Origin of the sequence: Okeanomitos corallinicola TIOX110, assembly GCF_038050375.1 — a bacterium.
In the GTDB taxonomy this organism is placed as follows: Bacteria; Cyanobacteriota; Cyanobacteriia; order Cyanobacteriales; family Nostocaceae; genus Okeanomitos; species Okeanomitos corallinicola.
On sequence record NZ_CP150886.1, the window covers coordinates 843,687 to 866,287 of the forward strand.

Consider the following 22,601-nt stretch of genomic DNA (forward strand, 5'->3'; position numbering starts at 1 on the left):
GGGCTGAAAATTGTTCAATTTTGAAATGTTCCCAATTTTAAAACCCAACATCCTTAATACCTGATCCTGGAACTTTATTTATTTCTAATTGCTCCTTTTTCGCCACCTTTAACTGAATCATGACAGACTATAAACGTAAGCGCGTTGTTATAACTGGTGTTGGCGCGATTACTCCTATTGGTAACACACCGACTGAATATTGGGAAGCCTTGGTAAGCGGGCGTAATGGCATAGACTGGATTACAGCTTTTGATACGTCCAAGCATGACTGCCGTATTGCTGGAGAAGTGAAAAACTTCGATCCCCATGAATACATGGAAAAGAAAGATGCCAAGCGCATGGATCGTTTTTCCCAATTTGCCATAGCTGCTGCTAAACAGGCAATAGCAGACGCGCAATTAGTTATTAATGACCTCAACGCTGAACAGATAGGAGTCATGATCGGTTCAGGCGTTGGCGGTATTAAAGTCTTAGAAGACCAGCAAACAGTCTATCTCAACAAAGGCCCAGACCGCTGTAGTCCCTTCATGATTCCCATGATGATCGCTAACATGGCAGCTGGACTAACAGCAATACACACTGGTGCAAAAGGTCCAAATTCATGTCCTGTGACAGCTTGTGCCTCTGGTTCTAACGCCATAGGTGATGCCTTTCGCCTCATTCAAAATGGCTATGCCCAAGCTATGATTTGTGGCGGTTCAGAAGCCGCAGTTACACCCTTATCTGTAGCGGGATTTGCTGCCGCCAGAGCGCTTTCTACGAAAAATGATCCAGACACAGCTTGTCGCCCTTTTGACAAAGACCGGGATGGTTTTGTGATGGGCGAAGGTTCAGGTATATTAATTCTAGAAGAATTAGAACACGCCCTCAATCGCGGCGCTCGTATTTATGGGGAAATGGTCGGCTATGGTATGACCTGTGATGCTTATCACATGACCTCCCCCGTTCCTGGTGGTTTAGGGGCTGCCAGAGCTATCGAACTAGCGCTCAAAGATGGTCAACTAACACCAGAAATGGTGAGTTATATCAACGCCCATGGCACAAGTACCTCAGCCAATGATGTTACAGAAACAGCAGCTATTAAAAAGGCTTTGGGCGATCATGCTTATAAGGTAGCAATCAGTTCTACTAAATCCATGACAGGTCATTTATTAGGTGGTTCTGGGGGAATAGAAGCAGTAGCAACAATGCTGGCGATCGCTAATGACCGTATACCTCCTACAATTCATTTGGATAACCCTGATGATGGCTGTGATTTAGATTATGTCCCCCACACCAGCCGCGCTCAAACCGTAGAGGTGGCAATCTCCAATTCCTTTGGATTTGGTGGTCATAACGTTACTTTAGCCTTTAGAAAATATCGGTGATTGGTGATTAGTGATGGGGTTAATACTCCCCCTCTCCCCCTCTCCCACTCTCCCACTCTCCCCCGTGAAACGTATTATAGATATCACTCCTTGCTGAACCCTGAGTTCAAAACAACCAAATTATTAGCTTTATTCATCACCTAAAACTCAGAAGATCCCGCTTGTCCTTATGCCATTAAGAATGGGATGATGAGGATGGTGGGATCGCTATATAATGACCCCAAACACAGAAAGCTAAAAAGAGTCCTAACCCGTCGTTAACAATAAAAGATTATGGCTGTTGCAACCAAATCCCTCGAAGAACTTTGTATTAACTCAATCCGTTTTTTGGCTGTTGATGCCATCGAAAAATCTAAATCGGGACACCCCGGACTGCCTATGGGCGCTGCGCCTATGGCCTTTGTCCTTTGGGACTCCTTCATGCGGTATAACCCCAAAAATCCTAAATGGTTTAACCGCGATCGCTTTGTCTTGTCCGCAGGTCATGGCTGTATGTTGCAGTATGCCTTACTGTACCTAACAGGTTATGATAGCGTCACCATTGAAGATATTAAACAATTCCGTCAATGGGGTTCTAGAACTCCTGGACACCCTGAAAATTTTGAAACCGCTGGTGTAGAAGTCACCACTGGTCCTTTAGGTCAAGGTATTGCTAATGCTGTGGGTTTGGCAATGGCAGAGGCTCACATGGCCGCTAAATACAATAAACCTGATGCTAAAATAGTTGACCATTACACCTATGTGATTTTAGGTGATGGTTGCAACATGGAAGGTATTTCTGGTGAAGCTGCTTCCCTAGCTGGTCACTATGGCTTGGGTAAGTTAATTGCTCTTTACGATGACAACCATATTTCCATTGACGGTTCAACAGACGTTGCTTTCACTGAAGATGTTTCTAAGAGATTTGAATCCTACGGTTGGCACGTTCTTCATGTAGAAAATGGTAACACCGATTTAGGTGCGATCGCCAAAGCTATTGAATCTGCAAAAGCAGTCACTGACAAACCCACCATGATTAAGGTGACAACCACCATCGGTTATGGTTCTCCCAACAAGCAAAACACCGCTGGTATTCACGGTGCTGCTTTAGGTGCAGATGAAACAGCATTAACTCGTAAAAACTTAGGTTGGGATTATGCACCTTTTGAAATCCCCCAAGATGTTCTTACCCACACCCGCAAAGCAGTAGAACGTGGTGCTGGTTATGAAGCAGAATGGAACAAAACCTTCGCTGGATACAAAGCTAAATATCCCACGGAAGCCGCAACCTTTGAACGTTTAATCAGCGGTAAATTACCCGAAGGTTGGAACAAAGGTTTACCCACCTACACCCCAGAAGATAAAGGTCTACCCACCCGGAAACATTCAGAAAACTGCATCAACAAATTAGCAGCAGTTTTACCTGAAATGATCGGTGGTTCTGCTGACTTAACCCACTCCAACTTAACCGAAATCAAAGGTGAAGGCGACTTCCAAAAAGGTCAATACCAAAACCGTAACGTCCACTTTGGTGTGCGGGAACATGGTATGGGTGCAATCTGTAACGGGATGGCATTGCATGGTTCAGGTTTAATTCCCTACGGTGCCACCTTTTTAATCTTCACCGACTATATGCGGGCAGCTATCCGCTTATCTGCATTATCTGAAGCTGGTGTAATTTGGGTCATGACCCACGACTCCATTGGTCAAGGTGAAGACGGTCCTACTCACCAACCTATCGAAACCTTAGCTTCTCTCCGAGCTATTCCTAACCTGACAGTCATTCGTCCTGCTGATGGTAACGAATGTTCTGGAGCTTATACAGTAGCAATTGAAAAAGCAAAAGCTAACGCTCCCACCCTATTAGCTTTCACCCGTCAAGCTGTTCCCAACTTAGCCGGTACATCTATTGAAGGTGTGAAAAAAGGTGGTTATGTGCTAGTAGATTGTGCTGGTACACCAGACATGATCTTCATTGGTACTGGTTCAGAAGTAAGTCTTTGTGTAGATGCGGCTAAAAAATTAACAGCAGATGGCAAGAAAGTACGTGTAGTTTCCATGCCTTCCACCGATTTATTTGATGCTCAAGATGCAGCTTACAAAGAATCAGTTCTACCTAAAGCAGTTACAAAACGTCTGTCTGTAGAAGCTGCTAGTAGCTTTGGTTGGCACAAATATGTAGGTACTGACGGTGACACAGTTAGCATTGATACATTTGGTGCTTCTGCTCCTGGTGGTACTTGTATGAAGGAATTTGGCTTTAGTGTTGATAATGTTGTAGCTAAAGCTAAAGCATTGTTAGGTTAATTAGCAATAACAAATTTCTGTAAATATTTTTGAGGGTGGGATGAAAATCCTGCCTTTTTTTGTCGCTATAACAGGGAATGGGGAACATTTGTTGGGTTTCACTTTGTTTAAACCAACCTTGTATAGCAACGGACAAGGCAGATTGATTTTTGCATCCTTAATTCTGTCAAAAATATAGCAGGTGATGATGCTGATTTTTTCTGATCAGAACTTATTAAAGCCTATTTCCAAGAATCTGCAAAAATATTATTAGCAATAAATCAAGCGATCGCCTAATCAGATACAATTATCATTAAACAACTAATTCATAAATTTAAGTCTAGCAATGCTTCCCTGGGAACTATAGATTTATTTATCTAAATCTTTGCAAACACATGGAAATCATTAGTCAAAATAATGAAATTGCTCAATTTCTAGTAATTTTACAGCACAGAGAAAGTGAACAGGAAAAAGTACAATTAGCTTTGCAGAAAGAATGTAGATTAGAACTATAAAATAGCAGTTTGATTCATACCTAATATTCAATTATTACTTGTTTACATACTAAAATGAATACTTTTTTACATACAAGAATCCCCTTAGTCTTAATTGTAGATGATGACCTGATTATACAAACGCAGCTATGTCAAGTGATGCAGCAAGAAGGTTACGAGGTAGTAGTCGCTAATAATGGCCAAGAAGCCCTGGATATTTATATTAATTTAAATCCAAACATTGTTCTTTTAGATGCTATGATGCCGGTCATGGATGGTTTTACCTGCTGCACTCAAATGCAAGCCTTAGCAACAGAAAAGTTTACAGATGATTTGAGCCTAACAACTCCAATATTGATGATTACAGGATTACATGATCCAGATTCTGTAGACAAAGCCTTTGCTGTTGGTGCAAGTGATTACATTACCAAACCAATTCATTGGGCAGTTTTGCGGCTAAGAGTTCGTCGTCTATTGCAAATGAGTGGGACAATGAAAAAGTTAAAACAAAAAATAGAACAAGAAAAACTCATTGTCAAAATTACTAATAAAATACGTCAATCTTTAAACTTAAATATCATTCTCAACACCACTGTTAAAGAAGTCCGCAAATTACTAAAAACTGATCAGGTAATTGTCTATGGTTTTCAACCAGATGGTAGTGCTAATATTTTAGTGGAATCGGTAAATAATGAATGGCAATCTATTCAGGGAGAAAATGTTAAAGATTGCTACTTTTTAAATAAATGTAGGCAAAAATATCAGAAAGGTGGGATTCAAATCATCAATAACATTAAAGAAGTTGGTATTTCCCAATGTCAAATTGATTCCCTCAACCAATGGCAAGCCAAAGCCAGTTTAGTTGTACCTATTGTTCAAAATGAATATGTGTGGGGATTATTAATTGTTTATCAATGTTCATCTCCCCGGCAATGGCAGCAAATGGAAATAGATTTACTCCAACAAATAGCAGATCAGCTAGTAATCGGGATTCGGCAAGCTCATATATATGAACAACTAGAAATAGCTAATCAAGAATTAATCCGACTAGCAAATATAGATGGTCTCACACAAATAGCTAACCGCCGCTGTTTTGATCAAGTTTTATTGAAAGAATGGAAACGACTCCAGAGAGAAAAATTACCATTGTCCTTAATTTTATGTGACATTGATTATTTTAAAAAATACAATGATACCTATGGGCATCCGGCTGGTGATGAATGTCTGAAAAAAGTCGCGCATATTCTCAGTCAATCTATTAACCGTGCTGCTGATTTAGCAGCAAGATATGGAGGTGAAGAATTTGTATTAATTCTCCCACAAACAGAAACAAAAGGAGCAGTTCACATTGCCAAAAAAATCAGAACTAAAATTGAAAGTGCGGCAATTCCTCATATTAGTTCCCTAGTTAGTGAATATATTACCCTGAGTCTAGGAATTGCCACCATAGTTCCCAGTTTAGAAACTGATTCTCAGTATTTAATTTCCCAAGCTGATCAAGCTCTTTACAAAGCCAAAGAATCAGGCAGAAATCGTTTTGCTGTTGCTTCCCAAGCAATAAAACCAATGAAATTAATAGGTGATATTATACATAATAATAATTAATTATTACCAATGAATAATACTAATAATATGGATATTAGCAAGCAAAAAAAATACTTTGAGATCGAAAAATTATTGATCAAACAAAAGTTTCTATCAGTGTTAGTAGGAATTTTTGTTTTAATTATAGTCATATTCATATCCCATAGATTAGCACAAGAAAATGAGACACACATCCAACAGCTAGTTGAACAACAAGGAATCACTACAAAAACAGAATTAACAAATGAATTAAATAGCCGAATTATTGCACTACAGCGTATGGGACAACGCTGGGAAAAAAGCGGTGGTACTCCCTATTTACAATGGCAAGCTGATGCTACCAACTATGTAGAAGACTTCCCTGGTTATCAAGCTATTGCCTGGGTTGATTCTCAATATAAAACCAAATGGATTGTCCCAAAATTAGGAAATAAAGGATTAATAAATTTAGATTTATACCAAGAAAATCAATATCAGACAGTTCTGCAAACAGTAAGAAATAAAAGGGAAATTACATTTACAAATACCTTTAATCTGTCTGGAGATGAGAAAATATTTCTAGCATATATTCCCTTATTCATCAATAATAAATTTGATGGTTTTATACTAGGGGTATTCCAAACACAAGAATTCCTAGATTCTTTGTTAGACAATTCAAATGGTTATCAAATACAGATTTTAGATGGGCAAAAATTGATTTATAGTCAGAGTGAAAATATGCTCACATCACCATGGCAGCACAATCTAAATCTTGACACCCATAATCTTAAATGGAAAATTATTATTGCTCCTACTCCAGAGCTATTATCAGAATTAAATACACCTTTATCAACAGTAATATTAGTTGCAGGAACTATCTTAGGAATAACATTAACACTATTAATATATTTAGCTCAAACTACCTTTGGAAATCAAAAGCAGATCACATCAATTAATCAAGAACTTAATAAGAATATCAAACAACATCAACAAACAGAAAATGATCTGCGTCAGAGTCAAAATAAATTACGACAGCTACTAGAAACAACTAAAGTTATTCCCTGGGAATTAGACATTAAAACTTGGAGATTTACTTATATTGGACCCCAAGCAGAAGCTTTACTAGGATACCCGATGACAGAATGGTATGAACCAAATTTCTGGGAAAATCACTTACATCCAGATGATCGGGTCAAGTCAATTCAGTTTTGCCAGAAATTAACAGCAGAATCCAAAAATCATCAATTTGAATATCGCATTTTAGCCGCAGATGGCAGAATTATTTGGTTAAGGGATATTATCAATGTTGTTCAAGAAGCAGGAAATCCCACCATGCTGAGAGGTTTTATGTTTGATATTAGTGATATCAAACTAGCAGAAGAAGCCTTAAAATTAAGGGAGAGAGCAGTTAATAGTGCTAAAAATGGAATTATTATTAGTGATGCAAACCATCCAGAATATCCAATTATCTATGTTAACCCAGCCTTTGAAAAAATTACAGGTTATGAATACAAGGAAGTTAGAGGACAGAACTGTAGATTTTTGCAAGGTAACGACATTAACCAACCTGGATTATATGAACTCAGAGCAGCAATTAAAGCCGGAAGAAGTTGTACAGTTACTATTCGCAATTACTGTAAAGACGGCACATTATTTTGGAATGAATTAAGTATTTCCCCAATTTATGATGATAATGAAAAACTAACCCATTTTATTGGCATTCAAAACGATATTACTAAACGCCAAGTAGCGGAAGCAGAACTCAAAGAAAAAGAAGAACGTTGGCAACTAGCACTACAAGGTAATAATGATGGCATTTGGGATTGGAATATCAAAACTAACGAAGTCTTCTTTTCTACTCATTGGAAAGAAATGTTGGGCTATGAAGATTATGAAATTAGTAATCATATTGATGAATGGTCTCAGCGAGTTCATGCCGATGATTTAGATGTGGTAATGGAAGTGCTTAAAGATCACTTAGCCCAGAAAACACCCTTTTACATTAGTGAGCATCGAGTCCGCTGTAAAGATGGTAGTTATAAATGGATATTAGATCGGGGACAAGCCCTATGGGATGAACAAGGGAATGCAGTCAGAATGGTAGGTTCTCACACAGATATTACTGAAAGAGTACAAATAAAACAGGCATTAGAAAAACAATTACAACGAACTTTACTCCTGAAAAAAATCACTGAAAAGATCCGTCAAAGTCTTGATATTCAAGAAATATTTACGATATCAGCCACAGAAATTGCCCATGCTTTTCAAGTAGATCGCTCTTTAATTCACTCCTATATTGATCAGCCTATTCCCCATATTCCCTTAGTAGCAGAATATGTAATTCCTGGTTTTGCTTCCATGGATAATATAGAGATTCCCATTGAGGGAAATTCTCATGCAGCACAATTGATTAATCAGGATCAAGCGATCGCCTGTGAAAATGTGTACACAGATCCTTTACTTCAAGGACTTGAAACTCTTTGTCAAGAAATCCGGGTCAAATCCATATTAGCGATCCGCATTTCCTACCAAGGACGACCCAAGGGTATAATTTGTTTACACCAATGTAGCCATTTTCGCCAATGGACGCTAGAAGAAATGGAGTTACTAGAATCTGTTGCAGTCCAACTAGGTATTGCTTTAGCTCAAGCTAGACTGCTCGAACAGGAAACCCATCAAAGAGCAGAACTAATTTCCCAGAATTATGCCTTAGAAGAAGCAAAACTGGCATCAGAAGCAGCAAACAAAGCCAAAAGTGAATTTTTGGCCATGATGAGCCATGAAATTCGTACCCCCATGAATGCGGTGATTGGGATGACAGGAGTGTTATTAGATACTAACCTAAGTCTTCAGCAGCAGGACTTTGTCGAAACCATTCGCTCCAGTGGGGAAGCTTTGCTGACCATTATTAACGACATCCTTGATTTTTCTAAAATTGAATCAGGTAAATTAGAACTAGAAAAACAATCTTTTGATTTAAGAAATTGTATCGAGCAAGTTTTGGATATCTTAGCTCCCAAAGCCGAGGAGAAAAAGATTGAATTAGCTTATTTAATTGCTCCTCAAGTTCCAGCGCGGATAATTGGTGATGTGACTCGTGTACGTCAAATATTGATGAACCTGATAGGTAATGCCCTTAAATTCACCAAAATTGGGGAAGTGATTGTTTCTGTAGAAGCTAAACAAATTTCCGAATCAGTACCCACAGCTTATGAAATTTTATTTGCTATCCAAGATACGGGTATTGGCATTTCTCCAGATAAAATGCAGCGATTATTTCAACCTTTTAGCCAAGCTGATGCTTCCACTAACCGAAAATACGGTGGCACGGGATTAGGTTTAGTGATTAGTCAGCGGTTAAGTGAGATGATGGGTGGTAGTTTGTGGGTAGAGAGTCATGGTTGTATTGGAGGAAAACTTAACCCTAGATGGCAAAATCAACCGTTAATTTTATCTTTGCAATCTTCCCAAAATTCCATAGGTTCAAGATTTTATTTTACTATCACTACTACCGCAGATACTACTCTGTCTTGGGAAGAATTACCTAATTATTCAGTTGAGTTAGTTAATAAACGGTTATTAATTGTTGATGATAATCCGGCACATCTGAAAATTCTCAAGCTCACCGCCGAATCTTGGAATATGAAAACTTATACCGCTGCTACAGCACAGGAAGCTCTAGCACAACTGCGTCTGGATGTTCAGTTGGATATAGCGATTTTAGATGTGCGAATGCCAGAAATGGACGGAATTACCTTAGCTCAAGAGATCCACAAACTATCTAATTATCAAAATATACCTATAATTATTCTCATTTCCTTAGCGAAAGCAGAAACCAGTCCAGAATGTAGTGCTGCTCAGATTTATGCTTATCTAACTAAACCAATTAAACAATCCCAGCTTTATAATGCCTTGTCTGAGATTTTGGTGAATCAACCCATAAAAATAAGCCCTTCTTCAGTTAAACCACCAAAATTTGATGTTAATTTGTCAGAAAAATTACCGTTGCGAATACTCTTAGCAGAAGATACAGTCGTTAATCAGAAAGTGGCTTTACTGATGCTAAAAAAAATGGGGTATTGGGCTGATGTGGCAGCTAATGGGTTGGAGGTTTTAACAGCTTTACATCGTCAACCCTATGATGTGGTCTTGATGGATGTACAAATGCCAGAAATGGATGGACTGGAAACCACCCAAAGAATATGTCAACAATGGGATGCTCCGGAGCGTCCTTACATTATCGCTATGACAGCTAATGCTATGCAGGGTGACAGGGAAATCTGCTTAGAAGCTGGTATGAATGATTATGTCAGTAAGCCAGTAAAAATTGATAATTTATTTCAAGCACTCAGCAGATATGCTGAAAAATTAGGTATAAAGGTATAAAGTAGGAAGTATATGATATGAATCAAGAACTCTCTAATTTTCCCAATACTCAACATTCCCTTGATCCGGCAGTTCTTGAATCTTTACGAGTAATGTTAGGAGATGATGGAGCGATATTTGCAAAAATAATTCAATGTTATTTAGAAGAATCACCCCAGCTGATTGAAGATATTAGCTATTCTATAAATACTAAAAATGCTCAAATGCTAGAGCAGACAGCCCACAAACTCAAGTCTAGTAGTGCTTCTATGGGTGCAATGGTGATTTATAATCTTTGTTTACAATTAGAAAATATGGGAGAGAGTGGTAATTTAGAAGGTAGTTTAGAACTATTCTCTCGACTGGCTCAGGATTATGAAGTAGTGGAAATTATTTTGCGAGAAAAAATTAAGGAAAACTATAACAGGGAACAGGCTTAAAAGTCTATTTATGTATGGATTTTGAAGTTAATAGCTTTTATATTTCTACAGTAAAAATTGCTCCTTGTGGTTGATTGCTTTCCACTTTTATTTTCCCTCCATGTGCTTCTACTGTCATTTTACAAAAAGCAAGACCTAAACCAATTTGAGATGCCGCTTTTTTAAAACTACCAATTTCATATTTTTCAAAAATCACTTGCCGTAATTCTTCTTTTACTCCAGGGCCTGAGTCTGCTACCTGTATTTTGACTTTTCCTGGGGCTAAATAATCAGCGTGTAAAACTATTTTAGTGTTAGGTTTGGTAAATTTAATGGCATTGGATAAGAGATTATCAATCACTCGCCGGAATAAATGCCTATCTAGTTTAATACTCCCACCAATTTGAGGCAGATCAGTAACTAATTCTAGGTGTTTATGGTTGACTAATGCTTGAAAATCTAATGCTGCTGATAAGCAAAGCTCAGAAATATCAACATCTGTACACTGTAAAACTAATTTACCAGAATCTAATTTTGCCATTAATAGTAAACTATCAATCATTGATTGTAGTTGTTGTCCTGCGGCCAGAATTTGATTACTTTTTTGATGTATTCGTTCAGGAGATAAACTACCAACTCTGAGCATTTCTGCCGCTAAAATAACTGATGTTAAAGGATTGCGTAAATCATGGACAATCATATTAGAAAGGTCTTCGCGCAGTTGTAAAGCTTCTTGGAGAGAATCGTATTGTTGCTTAATGCGTAACATGGATCTTACCCGCGATCGCAATTCTGTACCATTAACTGGTTTACTGATAAAGTCATCTGCACCGACAGCAATACATTGTGATAAATCTTCTTTAGAATTTAAAGCCGTAACCATAATGATAGGAATATGTTTCCATCGGGAATTTGACTTAAATTGCTGACAGAATTCGATCCCGTTCATTTGTGGCATCATTACATCCAGTAAAATCACATCTGGATGAAAAACTTTCAGCAGTGCCATAGCTTCCTTGCCATTGGAAACATAGCTTAATTCATAACCTTCTCGATCTAATAAAGCATCAATAACATCAAAGTTATCAGGTTCGTCGTCAATAATTAAAATCTTGGCAGTTGCTTCCATTATGATTAATTAGTAGTCTGTAGTCATGAATTATTTTTGCTGATCACCTGTTACTTGATTTAAAAGTTGTTGAATTTTTTCAACTAAAAACTTTAATTTTACTGGTTTAGGTATATATTCATTAGCTCCAGATGCAATACATTTTTCTCGATCTCCAGCCATAGCTAAGGCTGTTAAAGCAATAATAGGTATATGCTTAAACTGTGCATTAGCACGAATTATAGCCATTGCTTCTAGTCCATCCATACCTGGCATTTGGATATCCATAAGAATCAAATTTGGATGTTGTTCTAAAGTCAGATTAACAGCTTCCTGACCATTTTTAGCTATGATCAGGCGATATCCTTTGGCACTTAGATAACTAGAAATAGTAGTAATATTAGCTTGATTATCTTCTGCTAGTAGAATTAAAGGTGGTGTAGTCGCTGTAATTGGTAGACTGACTGGGTTGGTGACAGTAGTAGTATTGATGATGTTGGTTGAAGTTTGAGAAGGATTATCTGATAATAGAAGTTGATTAATTGTTTGACAAATTTGCTCCCGGTTAACAGGTTTAACTAAATAATCAGCTGCTCCTAAAGATAATGCGTGTGATCTCTCATCAACTACAGAAATGATAATTACAGGAATATGTTTTGTTTGCGGATGTGCTTTAATTTGTTGGAGAACTTCCCACCCAGATAAATTAGGCAATAAAATGTCTAATGTTATAAATATGGGATTAATAATCATTGCTTGCTCAACTGCTCCTTCACCTCTAGTATAGATAGTCGTTTGGAGATTTAATTGCTGTAAATATCTGGCTATTTGTTCAGCTGCAACTGTGGAATCTTCAATAATTAACACCTGGGAATTTTCCCCATGATGATTGGGTAAAACTTGACAGGGTTTAGGAAATAGAGAGTTTCCCTCATTTTTCAATTCCTGCATCCAGGGTATGTAAGCTGTAAAACAGCTACCTTTACCAATTTCACTACTCACTGTCACTTTTCCACCGTGTAACTCCACCAGTCTTTGGACTAAAGCTAAACCCAATCCTGTACCGTTATGTTGACGATTGAGACTACTATCAATTTGAACAAAAGGTTGGAATAGTTGGTCTAATTCCTCTTTAGCTATACCAATTCCATTATCAATGACTGAAAAAGAAATCCATTTTGAGCATTGAATACAGGAAGAAGTAAGTGACATTTGTAGATTTTCAACGGCTTGGTTTTGATGAACAAATTGATTTATTGTCTCATCTTTTAAGATTATTTCTTGTTCCTGGACAACTAACTTAACATTGCCACCGGGATGGGTAAATTTCACAGCATTATTAAGTAGATTAATGAGCATCTGACGAATACGTCGCTCATCTACAATTAAATCTGGTATGTTTGGGGGTATTTCTAAAGATATGTGAATATTTTTTTTCAAAGCCTGTTGTCTCACAAAAGTCAAACTGGAATTACAAATAAAATTACAAGCAACTGGGGCAAGTTGCAGTTCTAATTTACCGGCTTCTATTTTGGAGAGATCAAGAATATCATTAATTAATTCTAATAAGTGCTTACCACTGCGCTCAATGGTGGTAATGGCTTGTTTTTGGCGATCGCTAACTTGATCAAATACCCCATCTAATAAACTTTCTGACATTCCCAAAATAGCGTTCAGAGGGGTACGTAATTCATGGCTCATATTTGCCAAAAATTCATCTTTGAGACGGGTAGCACGGGCAAGTTCGGCGTTAGTTTGACGTAATTCTGCCTCCATTTGTTTACGTTCAGTTATTTCTAAAGCCGCACCAATAATTTGGGTAACGAGATTTTCACTATTGCGGCTAAATACCGTATCATGACTTAAAAACCAATGCCATTTACCTTGGCGATCGCGCATTCTATATTCAATTTCCTGCACATCTTCATCACTGGCAGTCAGAAAGTGATTATGATGGGCTGTTATTTTGAGAATATCATCAGGATGGGCAAGTTCCAAAAATAATTTTTGACCTATTTGTTGTATTTCTGCTGGAGAATAGCCTAATAACCTAGTAATTTCCTGATTAGTGTAAACATTACATTTTGCTTGTAAATCGTAAATATAAAGAATCTCTGGACTGGTTTCGGTAATTCGTTCAATTAAATATTGACTTTCTTGTAAAGCTATTTCTGCTTTTTTTCGGTCAGTGATATCTAAGGCTGCACAGGTGACACCTTCGATGTTACCGTTGCGATCGCGTAGTGGATCTATAGTGAGGACATAGCAAGTAAAATTATCTTCTCTACCAATGATAATTTCCTCTCTCATTCCCTGACCTGTTGTGATTACATGACGTTTCCAATTTTCTAGTGTTTCTGCATCTTTGTCTAAGAAAATATCTACATCAAATTTACCAATTACTGCCTCTGGTTGCAAACCCAAACCGGGGTTATAAATCCATGTGTAACGCAAATCTAAATCTTGATTAGATACTACAATGGGTGAATTATTTAGAGCAATTCGGAAGCGTTCTTCACTGTAGCGTAAAGCCTCTTCCGCTGCCCTGCGGCTGGTAATATCTTCATAAGTTCCCAAAATCCCAATAATATTACCTTCGCCATTTCTTAAAGGTACTTTATTAGTTTCTATCAACATTACAGAACCATCAGGTTTGTGTAGAGTTTCTTTAATGTGCAGTTCTGGCTGACCAGAATTCATTACCCGGCGATCGGATTCTAAGTAAAAATCAACTTCTTCACGGGTTGCAGATATATCATAGGAATCTTTGTCAATCAGTTCTTCTGGAGTTTTCCCAACATCTTCTGCAAAGATGCGATTACAACCTCTAATAATTGATTGGTGATCTTTCCAAAATACACGCTGGGGAATGGTATCTAATACCAACTGCAACATGGTCTGAGATTCTTGTAAAGCCCTGGTTCTTTGTTCAACTCTTGCTTCTAGTTGTTCATTTAGTTGTCTTAATTCTTCTTCTGTTTCCTTGCGCTGGGTAATATCTTCTGCAAAACCAGCAACACGGTAGACTTTACCCTCATCATTAGCTATGGGAAATGCACGATCTCTAATCCAGCGGACTTTACCATCTGGTTGAATAACACGATATTCCTGATCATAACCCCCCTGAGCAGCTTGACCAAAAAACTCATTTCTTATTTTTTCTTGATCATCTTTATGAATTGCACTTATCCAACTATGGGAGTCTTGATAAAGGCTTTCACAACTACGACCCCAGATTTTTTCATATTGGGGACTGACAAAAATTATCTCCGATTCTTCGTTGTTAGTCATCCAAATCACTTCTGGTAAGTTTTCTGCAATTTGTCTAAATCTTTCTTCACTGTTTCTGAGTTCAAGCTCTGCCTGTTTGCGTTCTTTTAAGGCTGCTTGTCGTTCACTAATATCAACAAATGTGACTACTACTTGTTGTAAATTACCGTTGTTGTTAAATTCGGGAAAGGCATTTACCAACAACCAAATCAATGTTTTAGTCTGAGGACGATTTATCCCCACTACATAATTAGTTAAAGGTTGTAGTGTGGAAATCACCTGATTAATTGGATATTCTGAAAGAGGCATGACTGTTTCATCTTCTCTCAAAAAACACCAACCTAAATCTACAGCAATTTTTCCCTGCATCTGTGCAACGGTTAATTCTAAAAGTTCGCAGGCTTTGAGATTACAGGTGATAATTCTGGTATCCACACCATGAACTACCAAACCTAACGGCAAATTTTCTACCAATAACCGATATTTAGCTTCACTTTGACGCAATAAATCTTCAGTGTTTTTGAGGTCAGTAATATCTGCTATTGACATCAAGAAAGCATTTTCATCTTCCCAGGATATCAGTGCAGCTTGCATATTTACCGTGCGTCTTTGTCCAGATGGTTGTAAAATTTGTATTTCTTGTACTCGCTGAGTATCATAGTCATAAGGTAGAGCAAATGGCCAACCTACTAGCTGTTCTTTCTCTCTCCCAAACATTCTGGCTGCGGAGGGGTTGGTAAATACTATATTTCCTGTGCTATTTACGGTAATTAAACCACTAGCACTGGTTTCAATTATGGTTCTCAATCGTTCTTCACTATCTTGTAATGCTTTTTCTACTTGTTTACGTTCGGTGATGTTGCGACAGGTGTATAAGCGAGTCCCACCAGCTATATCTACTTCCTTGACATTGACTAAAATTGTATGTTTTTTGCCTTGTTTATCAATTACTTCTCTCTCTATGTTGGTAATTTCTCCATCACAGGCTAATTCCTCTGGAGTAAATAAATCTTCACCTAGTAAAATTTGAATATTACCCATTTCTATGACTTCAGATGCAGAATAACCAAAGAGAATATCAATGTTAGGACAAATGAAGGTGAATTTACCTTGGTTATCGGTGATAAACAAGGCATCGGAAATATTGGTTAATGTGGTGCGATAAAGTTCTTCGGATGCCGCTAAGGCAGCTTCAGCACGCCTTCTTTCTTGCAATTCTAGCTGAACTTGATGATGTAAATCTGCTTGTTGAATAGCAATAGCTACATGAATAGATAATTGTTGTAATAATTCTGTTTCTTGTGGTTGCCAATTACGGGGAGTGCCATTTTGACAAGCTAACATTAATCCCCAGAGTTTATCTGCTACTACAATTGGTACTAAAATTTTAGCTCTGATTTGCAGACTTTCTAATAGTTGTTGATGACATGGGGTCATGCCATCTGTGGCAATGTCATCTACTACTTGTATTCTGCCATGAATATATTTTTCAATCCAATCTGATGTGAAGCAAGGATCACTAACTGATTGCCCTAATAAAGATAACCATCCTGGTTTGACATCTTCGGCAATGATAATACCATGACCTTGATCATGGCATTTATAAACTATGACGCGATCGCAATTCAAAAATTGTCTGACTTCAATGGCGATCGCATTTAATGTTTCTTGTAAGTCTAATGTTTTTCTGATTCGGCTAGTAATCCCACTTAATAACTTTTCTTTTTCTGCTTGTTTTTTTAACTCTGCAATGCGGTTTTCTACTTCTTTTTCTAATTCTGCATTTCTAATTTCTAATAATTCTAATTTTTCTAATTCTAACCTTGATACTTCTTGTTTGAGGTTATCTACTAAATTATAAATATCTAAGGGATTTAAAGCTTGTAATAAGGTTGTTTGTGTAATGATACCTTGTAGTTCTCCCTGTTTACCAGTAATCACCACCCGATTAATTCTTCTGGCTTGCATCAGCATTAATACTGACAACAGGCTTGCTTCTGGAGATAAACTAAATACCGGGCTACTCATGACTGACTGTGCCTGAATATTCTCTAAATCCAATCCCAAAGCCTGAAACTGCACAATATCCCGTTCAGTCATAATCCCTACGGGTATCAGTAAGGAATTTCTCTCTTCCACTATAATCACTGAACTGACGTTTTCCCGCGCCATTAATTTAGTAATATTTAGAACATAACTTTGATGACTAGCTTTGACTATACGACGGCTCATTACTTCCGAAGCTATTCTTAACCGCAACAAGTCTACAGGTTTTAGGAGTTGTCGCAAGCTTTCATGGGTGACAATTCCAACTACCTGTCCCTGCTCATCTAAAATCGGTAAATGACGAATCCGGTAACGTTGGAATATGTTCAACGCCACAAAAATATCCGTAAATTCCGACTGTTTCAGAGTAATTACATCATAAGTCATGACATCAGTAATTCTGAGTCCGGCAATTTTTCGTCCCTCCGCGCTCAATCTCACTACATCACGTTCTGTAAAAATACCCAATAAAATGTTCTCTTCTGTAACTAAAACACAACTAGATCGGCAATCATTTAGTAGGTAGTCTGGATCAATCTCTGATTCTGGCAGAGTACAACTTCCTCTAGCATTACTCATCAGAGCGATCGCCTCAGTTGCCAGTGTATCCACTGTGACGGTTAAGGGAGTATTGGCAACTGCCTGTTCTAAATTGTTTGCTTCAATTAGGGAAGAGAAAAACATTTTTTTCTAACAAGTCTGATAAGTTTAATATATTGAAAATTCTGCAATCAATTAACAGAAATCTGTCTGTTTCTATTCCTAAGTTAATTATAAGTAATTATTCTAACTTGTATCAAACTATTGATATAAATTTTTATAGAATCAGATACCAAGAAAAATTAACCACACATAAACATAGATACAGACAAATAATTCAATTTATTTGATGATGGTGTGCAGTAAATATCAATGATTCTGTTATCTATCCATAGCAATATTTTCAAGTTTACAAACAGTTTTTAGTCAGAAGTCATCCAAAATCGGGAGACTTCTGAATTATTAATTTTTAACCGACAATGTAGGGCGAGTTAATCACCGCTACACGTCCTGCATCAAGTAAAGCTTGATATACCATCATAGCCACTTCTGCCCTTGTGGCATCACGGGTAGGGTTAAATAAATTTTTACTAGGGTAATTAACAATCATCTTTCTTTGGGTGGCAACTATGACTTCATCTTTGCCATAGTTAGGAATTTTTGCTTCATCATCAAATGATATACTGCTAGTTTTTGAAGTAGCAGATAATCCCAAACCATTTACTAAAGAAACAATCACTTGTACACGCTGAATATTTTGATTTGGCGCAAAGGTATTATTAGGATAACCAGACAAAAATTCACCTTGATAGGCTTGCTGAATAACTTGAAAAGCCCAAAACTTCTCTGATACGTCTTTAAAATTAATAGCTTCACGTTTATTAGTTGGGTTAAAAGCTTTCACTAATAATGCGGCATATTGCGCCCTAGTCATAGTTGCATTCGGCCTAAATGTCCTATCTGGATAACCTTTAATAATATCCAGGTTAACTAATTCTTCAATAAACGCCGCCGCCCAATGATTACCAATATCTGTTAATACATTTTTAGGTACTGGTGTAGGTTCTGGAATAGGTTCAGGTGTAGGTTCAGGTGTAGGTTCTGGAATAGGTTCAGGTGTGGGTTCGGGAATGGGTTCAGGTGTGGGTTCGGGAATGGGTTCGGGAATGGGTTCGGGAATAGGTTCGGGTGTAGGTTCGGGAATAGGTTCAGGTGTAGGTTCGGGAATAGGTTCGGGAATAGGTTCAGGTGTAGGTTCGGGAATAGGTTCGGGTGTAGGTACTGGTGTAGGTTCGGGAATAGGTTCAGGTGTAGGTTCAGGTGTAGGTTCCGGAATGGGTTCAGGTGTAGGTGCTGAAATATTAACAAACTCTATTTTGCCCTTAACTTTAGCAGCATCTATTTGATTTCCCACAGAAACCAGAGTATTGCTACCTGCATTTTGGATATCGAAATTACCATTATTACGGATAGTATTACCACCCAGATTATCAACATTACCAAGATCAGGTAAAGCTTGAGAAATTACAGTTAAACCATCATCAGTATTTCTTTCAATCAGATTATTTCGTAAAATAGGACGAGAACTGCCGGAAATAATAATTCCAGAACGATTTTCATAAATTTGGTTATCTGTCAGCGTGGGAGATGTATTATCACTAATCGCAATACCATAACCAGTGTTAACGCAGATATTACCCTGTAACTTACCTTGGGAATTTTTGGCAATGGAAATACCATTGGCGGCATTTTCTCTGAAAATATTATCTTGAATTACGGGGTTAGCGTCACCAGTGGCAAAAACTCCCTCCCGTTTGCATTTAGTAAAGGTGCTATTAGCAATTGTGGGTGTACTTGATTCTACCCAGACAGCAGTACCACGACTATCAGAGTTAGTGACTGTTACTCCTCGTAATTCTGAATTATTCAACAGGACAAAAGTGACATTCTGACGGGCAAAGGTTCGGCTAAGATAATTACCACTACCTTCTATGAAAACACCGTTACCATTATCTGGTTCATTACCGACTACCGTAACACCCACGGGTACAGTGAGGGGAAAAATTTCACCATTAGCAGCGTTGTAGTTACCGTTTGCTAGTCGAATTTTATCGTTGATGGTGGCTATTTGTAAGGCTTTAGTAATACTTTTGAAAGGTGCTTGTTGAGTACCGGGGTTAGTATCTGCGCCAGTGCTAGGACTTACGTAAAATGTTTGAGTCATAATTATACTTTTACAACAGACATAGAAATACTAACCCATTGATTGAATTTTGACTTGGGCGGTGGTAAATCTATTACAAAATGTTGCAAAATTTATACTTTTGGTCAGCTACATTAATCTATTATCAAGTTTAGCAATTTTTTGAATATCAACAGGGAAATTAGGCGTTGCTGAATCATGGCATTATTTCACTCAATTTAGAACGACTTTCCAATGCTTTTAACCGCCAATTCATCCCGCATTTATGCAACACCAGTTTTTGTTGTTTATACTCAAAACGGCTTAATTATTTGATTCTATAGATAGGAGTTTAGCAGTGCTAAACCATTACACATCAAAATTTTTCGTGATCTTGCAAAAATCCATTTCCCAACCGTGTTTAGTGTAAACTTTGTCGAAACATCACTGTTATGAACAAAAGAAGTGAAAAAGGCGTTGTTTTGAAAAATTGACATAAAAAGACACAAAATCCAGTGATCATAAATTCATCTATTTCCTACTTTGTAATTCTGATTTCATGAATATTCCAGAAGGGTCCTCCCAACGCAGAAAATTTAATTCCTGCAAACCGATTTCTGACTGCTGATAGAGAATAGGCATTTACCAAATAAATAAGCGGCAAATTTTCCTGCGTTATTTTTTGACTTTCTGCATAAAGAGCTTTTACTTTTTCTTCGTCAAATTCCTGTGCAGCTTGAATATAAAGTTGATAAATTTTTTCTTCCCACGGTGCAACTTTCCATCCTTCTAAAGGCTTTTGTCCTGGTTGGGGTTTTTGATTAAACATATGTAAACCGCCTTCAGGAGACCAAACATTAGCACCATCATTAGGTTCTAATCCACCAGTTAAACCGATTAAAGAAGCTTCCCAATCTAAAGTATTAGATAACTTATCTAAAAATGTGTTCCAAGCTAAAGGTGTAAAATCAACTTGAATCCCAATCTTACTTAAATCCTGTTTAATTTGTGAACCCATTGCTTCCCTAATTCTGTTACCTGCATTAGTAAGTAAGGAAAAGCGGACACGATTACCTTGAGCATCTTCTAATTGATTTTCTGCATTATATTTGAATCCAGATTTTAGTAGTAATTGCTTGGCTTTTTCAGGATTATAATCATAAACTTTTAAACCTTTTTCTGGAGGTAGATAATAATGACTTTGTACAGAAATTGGTGAGTTTTGAGTTTGTCCTAAACCACGATAAATATTATTAATCATGGTTTGTCTATCAATTGCGTAAGCTACAGCTTGACGAAATTCTACATTATTGAACCAACGAGATTTTACAGGATCTACTAATGTTTTACCATTTCTCTTACCTTGATTCAAATTGAAAAACACAAAACTTGTACTGGTAGATGGACCACCATTATATATTTGGAAATTACCTTGTTTTTCTTGGGTTTTTAACAATGAAAAATAATCAGGTGTTACTCCTACAGCATCTAAACCACCAGAACGAAATTGTAATAAAGAAGTATCTGTTGATTCGACAATTTGCCATACAATTCTTTCTATGTAAGGTTGGGAATTACCTTGTTGATCTTTCCTCCAATAATTGGGGTTACGACGAAAAATTACTCGTTGACTTGTGTCATATCGTTCTAGTTGATATGGTCCATTAACTATGATTTCTTCTGGTGGTGTATCTACACCCCATTTAGTTAAGAATATTGGTTTTCCATCTTTGTCTTTTGTTTCTACAAATTCCCTTAAAACATGAGCGGGTAAAATTGCCGCACCTGTATTTTGTAAAAAAGGTCTAAATGGTTCGGGAACACTAAATTCTACTCGTCTATTATCAACTTTTCTCACACTCGGTAATTTGCGATCTTTGCCAATTCTGAGAATGTCTCTAATATCTGTGGGAATGTTTTCATTTAGATAAATGTCGTTGTAGGTAAAGACGACATCATCAACGGTTAATGGTTTACCATCTGACCATTTTAAGTTGTCTTTTAAGGTAAAGGTAATTTTTAATTTATCTTCGGAAACTTCCCATGATTCCGCTAAATCTGGTTCTAGTTCTCCTGTGAGGGGATTTTGGGAAAGCAATCCTTCATAGGTGTAACCAAAAATGTTAGGTGATTCGGAACTGAGAGGATAGTTAAATGTTTTGGGATCGCTGAGAATACTACTTACTAATTGAGGTACTTTTGCATCACTTTTTTTCAATTGTGTGGGGTTACAACCTGTGATTGATAATGCTGTAAATGAGAGGAGAGTGATTATTAATAAGAGGCGTTTTGTGTGTTCGATAAGGTTTTTATTGAGTTTCATAATTGCAGAAAATATAAATTTTATTTAGGTTGATGAACGGGAGTTAAACCAGTCGAGAAAGTGCTGTGTCATTGTAAAATATGTGATTCCAGCACTGCTTAAAACTTCTTTGACTTCAGGTTTACTAAAGTCTTTACTATTATTACTAATAAATGCTTTTTCTTCTTGAGAATGTGAATCCGCATGATTTAAAATACATCTTATAATTAAGTTATCCATGATATCGTTTTTGACTAACAATGTTTCTGGTTGAGTTAACATTATTCTACAAGTATTCTGGAGTTGAACATTGGGTATAAGTAGACTGTTTGCCTGAGAATTTCCTCCATCAATAGCACTGGAAAGACGATATTGAATATCATCAAGCAATAAATCATTATCAATTTTTGCTTGTTCTAAATTGTTAATTAAAGATATAGCATTGGCAGAAGATAGATCACGTTTAGCTTCTTTAATTTTCTTTTCTAGTTCTGTTTTAAAAGACTCTCTTACTTGTTTTTCTATCTTGAATACAGATACAGCTTCAACGTAACAAATATTTGGTATAAATATACGTATTTCATTAGGTGGGTTATATAGTAAATTTTCTGCTTCGGGATCTTGCCCTTTAGCAATAGCCATTAAAAAATTAGTTTCTATGTAAAGTATTGTCACCTTAA

At 37.1% G+C, this 22,601-nt stretch carries 10 protein-coding genes; 5 read left to right on the forward strand and 5 right to left on the reverse strand.

Annotated features, from left to right (window positions below):
- The first annotated feature begins 119 nt into the window (after window positions 1-119).
- The 5 genes from fabF to WJM97_RS03690 all read left to right on the forward strand — a co-directional run bounded on the left by fabF (window position 120) and on the right by WJM97_RS03690 (window position 10,494).
- Window positions 120-1,367 carry a beta-ketoacyl-ACP synthase II gene (gene fabF, locus WJM97_RS03670; protein WP_353931695.1) on the forward strand — a complete coding sequence of 416 codons (1,248 nt, stop codon included), beginning with the start codon at window positions 120-122 and terminating at the stop codon, window positions 1,365-1,367.
- A 273-nt stretch (window positions 1,368-1,640) separates the two neighbouring features.
- A complete protein-coding gene (tkt, locus tag WJM97_RS03675; RefSeq protein ID WP_353931696.1) occupies window positions 1,641-3,653 on the forward strand; it encodes a transketolase in 2,013 nt (670 codons plus the stop codon).
- A gap of 548 nt (window positions 3,654-4,201) precedes the next feature.
- Window positions 4,202-5,731: a diguanylate cyclase gene (locus tag WJM97_RS03680; RefSeq protein WP_353931697.1), complete on the forward strand. Its 1,530-nt coding sequence runs from the start codon at window positions 4,202-4,204 to the stop codon at window positions 5,729-5,731.
- Window positions 5,732-5,740: 9 nt separating this feature from the next.
- Window positions 5,741-10,075, forward strand: coding sequence for a PAS domain S-box protein (locus WJM97_RS03685; RefSeq protein ID WP_353931698.1), 4,335 nt, complete (start codon window positions 5,741-5,743; stop codon window positions 10,073-10,075).
- Window positions 10,076-10,092: 17 nt separating this feature from the next.
- Window positions 10,093-10,494: an Hpt domain-containing protein gene (locus WJM97_RS03690; RefSeq protein ID WP_353931699.1), complete on the forward strand. Its 402-nt coding sequence runs from the start codon at window positions 10,093-10,095 to the stop codon at window positions 10,492-10,494.
- Window positions 10,495-10,531: 37 nt separating this feature from the next.
- Here WJM97_RS03690 and WJM97_RS03695 read toward each other — a convergent pair whose 3' ends face one another.
- The 5 genes from WJM97_RS03695 to WJM97_RS03715 all read right to left on the reverse strand — a co-directional run bounded on the left by WJM97_RS03695 (window position 10,532) and on the right by WJM97_RS03715 (window position 22,596).
- Complete coding sequence (locus WJM97_RS03695; RefSeq protein ID WP_353931700.1) at window positions 10,532-11,602, reverse strand: hybrid sensor histidine kinase/response regulator; 1,071 nt, start codon at window positions 11,600-11,602, stop codon at window positions 10,532-10,534.
- A gap of 30 nt (window positions 11,603-11,632) precedes the next feature.
- Entirely contained in the window at window positions 11,633-17,581 is a 5,949-nt protein-coding gene (locus tag WJM97_RS03700) for a PAS domain S-box protein (RefSeq protein ID WP_353931701.1), read from the reverse strand.
- A 325-nt stretch (window positions 17,582-17,906) separates the two neighbouring features.
- Window positions 17,907-19,661 (reverse strand): DUF1565 domain-containing protein, encoded by a 1,755-nt coding sequence (locus tag WJM97_RS03705; protein ID WP_353931702.1) that lies wholly within the window; start codon window positions 19,659-19,661, stop codon window positions 17,907-17,909.
- A gap of 496 nt (window positions 19,662-20,157) precedes the next feature.
- Window positions 20,158-21,942, reverse strand: a complete 1,785-nt coding sequence (locus WJM97_RS03710; RefSeq protein WP_353931703.1) for an ABC transporter substrate-binding protein — start codon at window positions 21,940-21,942, stop codon at window positions 20,158-20,160.
- 24 nt (window positions 21,943-21,966) lie between these two features.
- On the reverse strand, window positions 21,967-22,596 hold the full coding sequence (locus WJM97_RS03715) for a PIN domain-containing protein (protein ID WP_353931704.1): 630 nt from the start codon (window positions 22,594-22,596) through the stop codon (window positions 21,967-21,969).
- Window positions 22,597-22,601 lie beyond the last annotated feature (5 nt).